9 protein-coding genes are annotated in these 12108 nt (G+C 68.5%); 4 read left to right on the forward strand and 5 right to left on the reverse strand.

Annotation, left to right across the window (positions count from 1 at the left end):
- Nucleotides 1–309: 309 nt before the first annotated feature.
- Nucleotides 310–630: a (2Fe-2S)-binding protein gene (locus ABZ348_RS14995; RefSeq protein ID WP_153486448.1), complete on the reverse strand. Its 321-nt coding sequence runs from the start codon at nucleotides 628–630 to the stop codon at nucleotides 310–312.
- Nucleotides 631–998: 368 nt separating this feature from the next.
- Here ABZ348_RS14995 and ABZ348_RS15000 point away from each other — a divergent pair, with 368 nt between their 5' ends.
- Nucleotides 999–1982: a helix-turn-helix transcriptional regulator gene (locus tag ABZ348_RS15000; RefSeq protein ID WP_358933009.1), complete on the forward strand. Its 984-nt coding sequence runs from the start codon at nucleotides 999–1001 to the stop codon at nucleotides 1980–1982.
- A gap of 1038 nt (nucleotides 1983–3020) precedes the next feature.
- Here ABZ348_RS15000 and ABZ348_RS15005 read toward each other — a convergent pair.
- The 4 genes from ABZ348_RS15005 to dnaK are packed head-to-tail and all read right to left on the reverse strand — an operon-like array spanning nucleotide 3021 to nucleotide 7259.
- Nucleotides 3021–3473 (reverse strand): helix-turn-helix domain-containing protein, encoded by a 453-nt coding sequence (locus ABZ348_RS15005; RefSeq protein ID WP_358933011.1) that lies wholly within the window; start codon nucleotides 3471–3473, stop codon nucleotides 3021–3023.
- 1 nt (nucleotide 3474) lies between these two features.
- Nucleotides 3475–4668, reverse strand: coding sequence for a molecular chaperone DnaJ (gene dnaJ / locus ABZ348_RS15010; RefSeq protein ID WP_358933013.1), 1194 nt, complete (start codon nucleotides 4666–4668; stop codon nucleotides 3475–3477).
- 39 nt (nucleotides 4669–4707) lie between these two features.
- On the reverse strand, nucleotides 4708–5406 hold the full coding sequence (grpE, locus tag ABZ348_RS15015) for a nucleotide exchange factor GrpE (RefSeq protein ID WP_358933015.1): 699 nt from the start codon (nucleotides 5404–5406) through the stop codon (nucleotides 4708–4710).
- Nucleotides 5403–7259 carry a molecular chaperone DnaK gene (gene dnaK, locus ABZ348_RS15020; protein WP_358933017.1) on the reverse strand — a complete coding sequence of 619 codons (1857 nt, stop codon included), beginning with the start codon at nucleotides 7257–7259 and terminating at the stop codon, nucleotides 5403–5405. Before dnaK ends, grpE begins: the two co-directional genes overlap by 4 nt.
- A 311-nt stretch (nucleotides 7260–7570) precedes the next feature.
- On the opposite strand from dnaK, the gene ABZ348_RS15025 reads away from it, so the two are divergent.
- The 3 genes from ABZ348_RS15025 to ABZ348_RS15035 all read left to right on the forward strand — a co-directional run bounded on the left by ABZ348_RS15025 (nucleotide 7571) and on the right by ABZ348_RS15035 (nucleotide 12052).
- Nucleotides 7571–8137 (forward strand): sugar transferase, encoded by a 567-nt coding sequence (locus ABZ348_RS15025; protein WP_358933019.1) that lies wholly within the window; start codon nucleotides 7571–7573, stop codon nucleotides 8135–8137.
- Between the two features lie 172 nt (nucleotides 8138–8309).
- Nucleotides 8310–10601 (forward strand): (Fe-S)-binding protein, encoded by a 2292-nt coding sequence (locus ABZ348_RS15030; RefSeq protein WP_358933021.1) that lies wholly within the window; start codon nucleotides 8310–8312, stop codon nucleotides 10599–10601.
- 269 nt (nucleotides 10602–10870) lie between these two features.
- The gene (locus ABZ348_RS15035) at nucleotides 10871–12052 is read left to right on the forward strand and encodes a VCBS repeat-containing protein (protein WP_358933023.1); all 1182 of its coding nucleotides are present in this window, start codon (nucleotides 10871–10873) and stop codon (nucleotides 12050–12052) included.
- The last annotated feature ends 56 nt before the right edge of the window (nucleotides 12053–12108 follow it).

Genomic DNA, 12108 nt, shown 5'->3' on the forward strand with positions numbered 1-12108 from the left:
CCCGGTGCGTGCCACAGATAGGACCACCGGAACGCCCGGCCGGCTCATATCGGGGGGCGAATGCGCTCACACCCGTCCCATACGTATCGAAACGCCTCACAGACACCGAGGGCACCGGCGCTGCGGGCGGGTCCGCCCTGCCGTGAGCACCCGGCCGCCTCCACTGCGCGGGTACGGAACGCGCCTGCGGCCCGTCCGGGGAGGACGGGCCGCAGGGAAAAGCACAGCGGTGCCATCGCGTTTCAGGTCCGCGATGGCACCGCTGTGTGGGGGAAGTACCCGAGCGATCTTTTTCGACGGGGGAATCGCTCAGGCACTGCGGGGGGTGGCGGTGGTGGTGTCGGGCTCGACCATCTGCTGGTCGCGCTGGTCGAGATTGACAAAGATCATTCCGTACCGGATGGCGCACCGGACGGGCTGGGGCGCTCCACGGGGCCTGCGCAGACACCGGTATGCGCGGACGTCCTCGTCCTCCTCGCGCGCCACGACGATCGGCTCTCCGAACAAAGTGACCATCAACGAGTCGCCACGGTGGGGGATTGCCGTGACGAGGTCGATGAAATGCCACCCCGAGCGGTATGCCGTAGCCATCTCACGCCGGAAGACCCGGTCGTCCGGTGGAACGGTCATGCTTCTGTGCCGTTGAACGAAGTGACACTCCGAGAGGACCCACCGGCAACAGTCGGTGGTTTGCCACCCCAGGAGGGCTCACCAAGAGTGACCGCACCACTGGGTGGAGCAGCACCCCAGGAGGGCTCCGCGTAGGTCACCGCGGTGCCGGGCTTGTCCCAGGAGTATTCACCGGAGGCCACCGCGCCTAGCGTGGCCGCCGTTATGGCAAGAGCACAAAGAGCACGTAGCGTCCTAGACATGGGTGATCTCCACCTCTTTTGATCATTCCTCCTCCCCCGCGCATAAGACGATGTCTCACTCCGAACGCTTGCACCAGCGACGGCAGGCATCATGTTCCTGAATTGCAGGAGCCTGAGGGGGTGCATATGACGTCGAATGGGGGCGAATCCGGACACCCTCACACAGACGGTGAGCTGTGCGAGGTGGGGAAACGTCTGTACATCACCGCTCTGCGCACCGGGAGAATCGCCCGGTCAGAAGCGGAACCCACACCGTGTCTCTTTGACCTCGCCCTGCTGCACCCTGATCCCGACGACGCGCAATGGCTGCGTCCGGTCCCACCAACGACCGCACTGACACAGCTGATACACCCCATTGAGCGTGAGATCCAAGAGCGGCGACGACGAACTGTCGCTCTGACCGACGCACTTGAGCCATTCATGGCCTTCACCGCTCAGAATTCCACCGTGCCGCAAGGGATAACCGTCCTTGAGGGCCTCAACCGCATCAACACGACCCTCGACCAGGTCACTGCGGACTGCACGGAGGAGCTGCTGACGGTGCAGCCCGGGAGCGGTCGACAGCCGCACATCCTGGAGAAGGCGTTGCGCAGGGTGGAGCCCCTGATCGAGCGCGGGGTGCGGATGCGCACGCTCTACCAGCACACCGCGCGCCACCACCCCGCCACGCTGGCCTACATGGAGAAGGTCGGGCCGTCGGGCGTGGAGGTCCGCACGCTGGAAGAGATAATCGACCGGTTGATCATCGTGGATCGCAAGGTGGCGTTCATCCCGGCGAGCAGCGACCGGCTCTCGGCACTTGAGCTGCGGCACAAGGGGATCGTGGAGTACCTGGTCGGGGTGTTCGAGCAGTTCTGGCTGCACGGACTGCCCTGGGAGGAGCCGGTCTCCTACGGCCCGGACCTAGACGGCATCACCGGCGTTCAGCGCTCGATCGCCAAGCTCTTGGTGGAGGGGCACGTGGACGAGGCGATCGCCCGTCGACTGGGGATGAACGTCCGGACCTGCCGGGCCCACATCGCCAAGCTCGGGTCGTCGCTGGGGAGCGGCAGCCGGACCCAACTCGGTTTCCTCATCGCCCAATCGGGGATTCTGGATCACGATTCCTGAGGAATGTCCGATATATGGGGCCGCAAGAGGAGGACAAGGTCTTCATAGTTCGACCTGAAACCATCGCACCCCGGCTTAAGAATGACGGGCGCGACGGCGGCTTCGACGGGCACCCGCCGCGCGCTCCTCACGGCATCGCGAGGAGCGCGCGGCGATCGGATGAATCCGGAAACGACCGGAGATAGCCGGAGACGGCCGGCCGCCGTAGGTCGCGGTTGGCCGCAGCCGGCCGTCGTCGAGAGAGCTGCCGACAAACCGGGTGAATCCATGGAAACGGTGGCGCGAGGGCCGTCACCTCTCCCCGGCGCCCGGGAGGCGTCCCCGGCACCCGCCCGTACGGCCGGGTGCCAGCCCTGCGGGCATACGGCCGCAGACCGGCCCCTTGGGGCAGCCAACGGCCGCTATGGGCACGGAGGTTGCATCAGGGGGCTTAGGTGCCCTTCTGAGGGCCTATCGGGCGCGCGTGCCACCCGGGAGGCGTTGAGTGCGGGCGAGTGCGGTGGAGCCGGCAGGGAGGCCCTCCACGGGGCCATCCCGCCCGGCCTGCCCCTGCGTTCTCCCGCTCTCCACGAGGAACACCCGGCCCGGGGCGGCAGGAGTCGGATCCTTCGGTCGCCACCCTCCGTGACGGAGAACGCCTCGCGGACTGGAGCCAGCGCCGCCCCCGCCGCGCGCCCCGGCCCGGTGATCCCCACGGCTCCCGGCATCCCGCCCTCACGCCTCGGTCGTACCCCGACCGGGCGTTCCGAGGGCCGCACACCGCTGCCGACGTCCCCTGGCCCGTACGTCCCGTGCAACCCGGCCCCGACAAACGGGATGCACGTCCGGCAGCCGCATCGCTCGTACGCCCGCGCACCGGAACCGAGCACGGTGCATTCGCCAACGCAAAAGCCCGGCCCCCGGGGGCAACCCCTCAAGGAACCGGGCAACGCAGCAATTCGCGGTCTGAAGAACCCACCGCGCGCACCAGGACGACGCACGACCGAACGGCCGGACCGCACCGCGACGCCATACCCGCCGCCCGTACTGCCGCTATGGCTAGTCGACCCGTTTGGGTCGCCACACCACCAGGGCACTCGCCTGCTGGACGTCCTGGTAGGGCACCAGGTCGCGCCGGTACGAAGCATGGACCTGGGCTTCGCGCTGCTGCATGGCCGCCGCAGCGCCCTCGACCGCGGCGGCGAGCTCCGCCACCCGGGACTGGAGCGCCGCGACCTGGTTCTCCAGCTCGATGATGCGCTTGATCCCGGCCAAGTTGATGCCCTCGTCCTGCGACAGCTGCTGGACGGTGCGCAGGAGTTGGATGTCACGGGCGGAGTAGCGTCGTCCCCGCCCAGCCGTGCGGTCGGGCGAGACCAGCCCCAGCCGGTCGTACTGCCGCAGGGTCTGCGGGTGTAGACCGGAGAGCTGGGCTGCAACGGAGATCACATACACGGGTGACTCGTCGGTCAGTTCGTACGGGTTACGACTGCGTCCGGCCCGGCCGTCCATCTCATGCTCCCTTCGCGGCCTGGAACAGCTCGGCCCGCGGGTCCTCGTCCACGGTGGCTTCGCGGTAGGCCGCCAGCGCTTCCTTCGCCTTGTCGCTCAGCTCCTCGGGAACCGCGACCTCCACGGTGACCAGCAGGTCCCCGCGGGTGCCGTCCTTGCGGACCGCACCCTTGCCGCGTGCTCGCATGGTCCGCCCGTTGGGTGTCCCCGCGGGCAGTTTCAGGGTGACCGGCGGGCCGCCCAGCGTGGGCACCTTCACCTCACCGCCGAGCACCGCCTCCGGGTAGGTGACGGGCACGGTGACCGTGAGGTTGTCGCCCTTGCGGCCGAAGACCGGATGGTCCCCGACGTGCACCACGACGTAGAGGTCCCCGGCGGGACCGCCGCGCTCCCCGGGTGCGCCCTTGCCGCGCAGCCGGATGCGCTGCCCGTCCGAGACGCCCGGGGGGATGCGGACCTGCATGGTGCGCGAGGAGCGGGCGCGCCCGCTGCCCTTGCAGACCTCGCAGGGGTCCTGGGCGATCAGCCCGCGGCCCTTGCAGTCCACGCACGGGTCGGTCAGCGAGAAGGACCCGCTGCCCCCGCGTGAGACCTGCCCGGTGCCGACGCAGGTCGGGCACACCCTGGGCGTGCCGTTCTTGTCGCCGGTGCCCGCGCACGCCGCACAGGCGGCGGAGCTGGACATCCGCAGCGGCACGGTGGCCCCGTCGACCGCCTCGGTGAAGCTCAGCGTGACCTCGGACTCGATGTCCTGGCCGCGCCGCGGCTGGACCCGGGTGCCCGGTCCTCCCGCACCGCGGTTGAAGAGACCGCCGAAGACGTCGCCCAGCCCGCCGCCGAAGCCACCGGCTCCGCCGGCCCCGGGCTGGGGCCCGCCCTGGGCGCCTCCGAAGAGGTCGCCCAGGTCGAAGTTGAACGAGCCGCCGGCAGCACCGGGCCCGGGTCGGAAGCCACCGTTGCCGAAGAGGGCGCGCGCCTCGTCGTACTCCTTGCGCCGCTTGGGGTCGCCGAGGATGTCATTGGCCTCGGAGATCTCCTTGAAGCGCTCCTCCGCCTTGACGTCGCCCTTGTTGGCGTCCGGGTGGAACTCGCGGGCGAGCTTCCGGTACGCCTTCTTGATCTCGGCTTCGGTGGCGTCCTTGGGGACGCCGAGAACCTTGTAGTAGTCCTTCTCGACGAAGTCCTTCGTGCTCATCGACGTCCCTCCTTCCGGACGGTCACTGCTGTCTGTGCGTCAGCCCTCGTCCGGGCCACCGCTCTCCTCGTCGTTCGCCGCCTCGTCCTTGCCGCCCGCCGCACCCGGCTGGGGCTCGGCCACTGCGACCCGAGCGGGCCTGATCGTCCGCTCGCCGATGCGATACCCCGGCTGGAGCACCGCAACGCATGTGGTTTCGGTGACGTCCGGCGCGTAGCTGTGCATCAGCGCCTCGTGGATCGTCGGGTCGAAGGGCTCGCCCTCCTTGCCGAACTGCTGGAGGCCCATCTTGGCGACCGCGGTCTCCAGGGACTCGGCGACGGACTTGAAGCCGCCCACCAGCTCCCCGTGTTCCCGGGCGCGCCCGATGTCGTCCAGCACCGGAAGCAGTTCGGTCAGCAAGGAGGCCGTGGCGATCTCCTTGACCGTGATCCGGTCCCGGTCCACCCGACGGCGGTAGTTCTGGTACTCGGCCTGGACCCGCTGGAGGTCGCCCGTGCGCTCGGTGAGCGCGGTGCGTGCCTGGTCCAGCTGGGCGGTCAGGGCCGTGACCTTGGCGGCGTCCCCCGTCGGGGCCGACGCACCCGCCTTCTCGGCGGGAGCGTCGGTCGTGTCGTCGGACGCGGCGCCGTCTGCCTCGGTGCCGGCGGAATTCGCCTCGCTCGGGTCTTTCACTTCGTGCTCGTCGTGCGCGTCGTGCTCACCGTGCTTGTCGAATCCCGGAGTCTCCTCCGTCACGCGGCACCACCCTTGGTGTCCTTGTCGTCGTCGATGATCTCGGCGTCGACGACGTCGTCCGCGCTGTCCGTGCTCGCGCCCGGGGCGTCACCCGGGGCGCCGCCGGCGGCCTGCTGCGCATGGGCGTCGGCGTACATGGCCTGGCCCAGCTTCTGCGAGACGGCCGCGACCTTCTCGGTGGCGGTGCGGATCTCCGCGACGTCCTCGCCCTTGAGCTTTTCCTTCAGCTCGGTGATCGAGGTCTCGACCTCGGTCTTCACCTCGGCGGGGACCTTGTCCTCGTTGTCCTTGAGGAACTTCTCGGTCTGGTAGACCAACTGCTCGCCCTGGTTGCGCGTCTCGGCGGCCTCGCGGCGGCGGTGGTCCTCCTCCTGGTACTGCTCGGCCTCCTGGCGCATCCGGTCGACCTCGTCCTTCGGCAGCGAGGAGCCGCCGGTGACGGTCATCTTCTGCTCCTTGCCCGTGCCCAGATCCTTCGCGGTCACGTGCATGATGCCGTTGGCGTCGATGTCGAAGGAGACCTCGATCTGCGGGACTCCGCGCGGGGCCGGCGGCAGACCGGTCAGCTCGAACATCCCGAGCTTCTTGTTGTACGCCGCGATCTCGCGCTCGCCCTGGTAGACCTGGATCTGCACGGACGGCTGGTTGTCCTCGGCCGTGGTGAAGATCTCGGAGCGCTTCGTCGGAATCGTGGTGTTCCGCTCGATGAGCTTGGTCATGATGCCGCCCTTGGTCTCGATGCCGAGGGACAGCGGGGTCACGTCGAGAAGCAGGACGTCCTTGACCTCGCCCCTGAGGACACCGGCCTGGAGCGAGGCGCCGATGGCGACGACCTCGTCCGGGTTCACACCCTTGTTGGCCTCCTTGCCGCCGGTCAGCTCCTTGACGAGCTCGGCGACGGCGGGCATCCGGGTGGAGCCACCGACCAGCACCACGTGGTCGATCTCGGAGAGGGCGATGCCCGCGTCCTTGATGACGTTGTGGAAGGGGGTCTTGCAGCGGTCGAGCAGGTCCGACGTCAGCTGCTGGAACTGGGCGCGCGTGAGCTTCTCGTCCAGGTGCAGCGGGCCCTCGGCGGACGCGGTGATGTACGGGAGGTTGATCGAGGTCTCCGTCGAGGAGGACAGCTCGATCTTCGCCTTCTCCGCGGCCTCGCGCAGGCGCTGGAGGGCCATCTTGTCCTTGCCCAGGTCCACGCCGTGACCGTTGGCGAACTGCTTCACCAGGTAATCGACGACGCGCTGGTCCCAGTCGTCACCACCGAGGTGGTTGTCGCCGTTGGTGGCCTTCACCTCGACGACGCCGTCGCCGATCTCCAGCAGCGAGACGTCGAAGGTGCCGCCACCGAGGTCGAAGACGAGGATCGTCTGGTCGTCCTTGTCGAGGCCGTACGCCAGGGCGGCGGCCGTCGGCTCGTTGACGATGCGCAGGACGTTGAGGCCCGCGATCTCACCGGCCTCCTTGGTGGCCTGGCGCTCCGAGTCGTTGAAGTACGCGGGAACGGTGATCACCGCGTCGGAGACCTTGTCGCCCAGGTACGCCTCGGCGTCGCGCTTGAGCTTCTGCAGGATGAAGGCGCTCATCTGTTGCGGGTTGAACGTCTTGCCGTCGATCTCGATCTTCCAGTCAGTGCCCATGTGGCGCTTGACCGATCGAATGGTCCTGTCGACGTTGGTGACCGCCTGGCGCTTGGCGACCTCGCCGACCAGCACCTCACCGTTCTTCGCAAAGGCGACGACGGACGGCGTGGTCCTGGCACCCTCGGCGTTGGTGATGACGGTGGGCTCGCCGCCCTCCAGAACGCTGACGACGGAGTTAGTCGTGCCCAGGTCGATGCCGACCGCACGTGCCATGTCAATTCCTCCAGCTGACTACTTGAGTGGATCTGGCTCAAGGATGCACGAAGGTCGACTGCGAGTCAACAGACCTGAGTCCACCCCACTCAACTTTTATCCCGCCCTTATGTGCAGCTTCCCGCACCGAGGCCGCATAGGCGTGGCGCAGCGATCCCTGGCGGCACCATCTGCAAGAGTCATGCCCGCAATATCCATAAATGATCCGATAGAGGTGCTCGGTCGGCCACAGCGGACGGACGGCGACCCCCCGACCGCGGAGCTTCACCCCGGGCCCCGGCCGGAGCCTCACCGGACGAGGAAGGCGCGCCATGCCCGACCGACAGCCGGTGGCACCCGCGAAGCGGGCCCTCGACCTCTTCGGCGCCCTCACCCTGCTGCTCCTGCTGGCCCCGCTCCTGCTCGCCGTCGCCACGGCCATCCGGGTGAGCGGCCCCGGCCCCGCGATCACCCGCAGGCGACGACTGGGGCTCGGGTGCGCACCGTTCGACATGCTGGCGTTCCGCGCCCCGACGACGACCCCCCTGGGGCGGAAGCTGCGCCACCACTTCCTCGACCAGCTCCCCCAGCTGGTCAATGTGGTCCGCGGTGAGATGTCCCTGGTGGGCCCGCGCCCCCTCCCCCCGGAGAAGGCCGCGACCTGTCCGGACCGCGCCCGCATGGCCGTACGTCCCGGAATCACCGGGCTCTGGCAGATCAGCGGTCGATCCGGACTGCCCTGGGAGGAGATGGCGATCCTCGATCTGCACTACGCGCAGGAGTGCTGGCTGGGGCTGGATCTCCTGATCCTGCTGCGGACGCCGCCCGCCTGCGTACGCGGTCGAGGCCCCCGCATCGCCCCCGACCACCGGGAACACACGCCGGCAAGGCTTGCCTGAGCGACACAGATCACCGAGCCGGTAACTACAGTGCGACGGCAGAAATGGGTACGCTCAGCACGAATAAACTAAGTTACCGCTTAGTAGTATGCGGGTACCTGTCCCGTGGGTCGCCCCTCCGCGGTCGCCCGCTGGCCCCTTCCCCCACCTCGCAGGCCCGAGGAGTCCCGAAATGCAACTCGCCGCGATCATCGTGTCGCTGGTCCTGACCGTGGTCGGCGTTGCGCTCATCGCCCGAGCCGTCGCCCAGATCTACCACTTCGTCAAGCTCGGCCAGCCCGTGCCCGCAGGCAGCCGCACCGACAACCCCCGAGGGCGCACGATCACCCTGGCCAAGGAGTTCCTCGGCCACACCCGGATGAACCGCTGGGGCATCGTGGGCTTCGCCCACTGGTTCGTCGCGATCGGCTTCCTCACCCTGCCTCCGACGCTGGCCCAGGCGTACGGCCAACTCTTCCAGGCCGACTGGATGCTCCCCGTCCTCGGCGGCTTCGTGCCGTTCGAGATGTACATCGAGTTCATCGGCCTGATGACCGTCGTCGGCATCCTGACGCTGATGGCGATCCGACTGCTCAACCTCCCCTCCCGGGCCGGTCGCAAGTCCCGCTTCGCCGGTTCGAAGGCGTGGCAGGCGTACTTCGTCGAGTACGTCATCCTGACCATCGGCATCGCCATCCTGGTCCTGCGGGGACTCGAAGGCGCCATCCACCACGTGGACGGCTACGAGGCCGCGTACTTCGTCTCGTACCCCCTCGTCCTCGCGTTCGACGGCCTGAGCGTCCCCACCCTCCAGACGCTGATCTACTTCACCGCGATGATCAAGATCGGGACCTCGTTGATCTGGATGATCACGGTCTCGCTCAACACCAACATGGGCGTCGCCTGGCACCGCTTCCTCGGCTTCCCCAACATCTGGTTCAAGCGCAACGCCACCGGCGCCTCCGCGCTCGGCCCGCTCCAGCCGATGGCGTCGGGCGGCAAGGAGATCGACTTCGAGACCGTCTTCGACGACGAAGAGGGTGCCGAGGAGACCGTCTTCGGCGTCTCCCAGGTCGAGCACTTCTCCTGGAAGGGCATCCTCGACTTCTCCACGTGCACGGAGTGCGGTCGCTGCCAGTCCCAGTGCCCCGCCTGGAACACCGGGAAGCCGCTCTCCCCCAAGCTGCTGATCATGTCCCTGCGCGACCACGCGCACGCCAAGGCCCCCTATCTGCTGGCCGGTGGCGGCAAGACGATGGAGGGCGAGGAGAAGGCGTCGGCCGAGGCCCTCAAGGACGTACCGGCGGCTGCCCTGGCGGAGGCGGAACGCCCCCTGATCGGCACGGTCGAAGAGAACGGCGTGATCGACCCGGACGTCCTGTGGTCCTGCACCACCTGCGGCGCCTGCGTCGAACAGTGCCCGGTCGACATCGAGCACATCGACCACATCGTCGACATGCGCCGCTACCAGGTGATGATCGAGTCCGCGTTCCCCTCCGAGGCGGGCACGATGCTCAAGAACCTGGAGAAGAAGGGCAACCCCTGGGGCCTGGCGAAGAAGCAGCGCGTCGAGTGGACCAAGGAGGTCGACTTCGAGGTGCCGATCGTCGGCCAGGACATCGAGGACCTCACCGAGGTCGAGTACCTCTACTGGGTCGGCTGCGCGGGCGCCCTGGAGGACCGGGCCAAGAAGACCACCAAGGCCTTCGCCGAACTGCTGCACATGGCGGGCGTCAAGTTCGCGATCATGGGCGGCGAGGAGAAGTGCACCGGCGACTCCCCCCGCCGTCTGGGCAACGAGCCGCTGTTCCAGCAGCTCGGCCAGGAGAACGTGGCGATGCTGAACATGGCCTTCGGCGAGGACGACGAGGACGAGTCGACGCGCAAGCCCAAGGCGGCGAAGAAGATCGTCGCCACCTGCCCGCACTGCTTCAACACCATCGCCAACGAGTACCCGCAGCTGGGCGGCGAGTTCGAGGTCATCCACCACACGCAGTTGCTCCAGCACCTCATCGACGAGGGCAAACTGCTGCCCGTCACCCCGGTCGACGGTCTGATCACCTACCACGACCCGTGTTACCTCGGCCGGCACAACAAGGTCTACACACCGCCGCGGGAGATCATGTCCGCGGTCCCCGGCCTGCGCCAGCAGGAGATGCACCGCCACAAGGAACGCGGCTTCTGCTGCGGTGCCGGCGGCGCGCGGATGTGGATGGAGGAGCGCATCGGCAAGCGCATCAACAACGAGCGCGTGGACGAGGCACTCTCCCTCAACCCGGACATCGTCTCGACCGCCTGCCCCTTCTGCCTGGTCATGCTGAGCGACTCGGTCAACGGCAAGAAGAACAGCGGCGAGGCCAAGGAGAGCCTCCAGGTCGTGGATGTGGCGCAACTGCTGCTCGACTCGGTGAAGACTCCGCCGTCCGACCCCCCGGCGGCTCCGCAGACGCCGACGGACGCACCCGAACCGGAGCCGGTGCAGTAACCGCGGCCCGATCGCCCGACAGGGGTGGGGGAACCGTCCCCGGACGGTTCCCCCACCCCTGTCCCGTGCACCGGGCGTACGAACTGACAACACCCGCCGCCGACATAACTCACCTAGGAGGCGAACCCACCAAAAGCCCCCACTCGCCCCTTAACCGATCTCCGGCACCCAGAACGCCGTCCTCCACACCCGCCCACCGCATCCCGGCTGTACGGACGTTCCAACGACGGAGCATCATGGGGCGGCGAAACGGAGATGGGACGGTTGTCGTGGCAACAGGTGCAGGGGCTTGGTGGACCGGGGCGCGTACGAGGGGAAGGCGGCCGGCCGGTGCGTCGATCGCTTACCGCCCGACCCCCACATCACGGTCGAGGACCGCGGTACGGGCCGTCGCTCCGGCCCTCTGTCTGACACTCCTCGTCGGCTGCTCGGCCACCGACGACGGCGACCCGTCGGCGAAGAACGGCGACGCGGCCCCGTCCACGAGCCGGGCACCCGCACCCCAACTGCCGGTCCCCCAGGGCAAGGGCAGCAAGCTCCCGGACGACTTCAACGGCGACGGCCATCGCGACCTCGTCCTGAACGACCTGGTCAAGGATGCGAAGGACAGTCAGGGAGACGATGCGGGCATCGGCATCGTCTACGGAACCGACGGCCCGCGCACCCTTGATCCGGCGGTCAACCGCCTGCTCACCGTCCGGGAGAACGCGGCGCCCATCGGGGGCGTACTCCCCGCGGCCTTCGACGCCGAAGTCTCCTGTGACCTCGACGGCGACGGCTTCGCGGACCTCGTCGTCGCCACGGACCCCCCGTACAACGGAGTCGGACGCCCGCCCGTACCCCTGCAACTCCTCTTCGGCTCACCTGACGGCATCGGGGGCAAGGCCGTCGTGCTGCGCATCCCGGACCGGGCGCGCTACGGCGACGAGTGGCCCGACAATCCCGTCTGCGGCGACTTCGACGGCGACGGCAGCGCGGACCTGGCGGTTACCGCATCGGCGGGGCGCATCAGCTATCTGCGCGGCCCCTTCACCAGGGCGGGCGCCCCCAAGGCCGCGCCGGCACCGATCCCCGACGGCGGTGCAGCGATCGCGGCACCGGCCGGCGACGCCGACGTCAACGACGACGGCTATGACGACCTGGTGGTCACCCAACGCCCGCCACAGGTCGGCCAGGCATTCGCCGGCACCCTGCTCCTGGGCGGCCTCCGCGGCCCGGCCGAAGCAGGCGGCCCGTACCGCACCAAGGCCCTGAAACCCCCGGCCGAACCCGCGCTGACGGGCGGCGAGACGAGCTTCCTTCGGTACGCCGACTTCGACGGGGACAAGCGCCGCGACACGGTCGTCCGCATCCACCAACAGGAACGGACGGACATCGTGGCGCTCCACGGGACGCGCGGAAAGCCCACCGAACCGCTGGTGACCTTCAGCACGGCGATCTTCCTGCGCTAGGGCCCCCTTCACGATCCCCGCCGCACCCGTGCGCCCTGGGGCTGACCCCCCAGGGT

It is taken from the genome of Streptomyces sp. NPDC005963, from assembly GCF_040638655.1.
Taxonomy (GTDB): Bacteria; Actinomycetota; Actinomycetes; order Streptomycetales; family Streptomycetaceae; genus Streptomyces.

Coding starts and splice junctions, on each gene's coding strand:
- ABZ348_RS15000 (WP_358933009.1), top strand. CDS start 999: ATGACGTCGAATGGGGGCGAATCCGGACACCCTCACACAGACGGTGAG.
- ABZ348_RS15005 (WP_358933011.1), bottom strand. CDS start 3,473: ATGGACGGCCGGGCCGGACGCAGTCGTAACCCGTACGAACTGACCGAC.
- dnaJ (WP_358933013.1), bottom strand. CDS start 4,668: ATGAGCACGAAGGACTTCGTCGAGAAGGACTACTACAAGGTTCTCGGC.
- ABZ348_RS15025 (WP_358933019.1), top strand. CDS start 7,571: ATGCCCGACCGACAGCCGGTGGCACCCGCGAAGCGGGCCCTCGACCTC.
- dnaK (WP_358933017.1), bottom strand. CDS start 7,259: ATGGCACGTGCGGTCGGCATCGACCTGGGCACGACTAACTCCGTCGTC.
- ABZ348_RS14995 (WP_153486448.1), bottom strand. CDS start 630: ATGACCGTTCCACCGGACGACCGGGTCTTCCGGCGTGAGATGGCTACG.
- ABZ348_RS15030 (WP_358933021.1), top strand. CDS start 8,310: ATGCAACTCGCCGCGATCATCGTGTCGCTGGTCCTGACCGTGGTCGGC.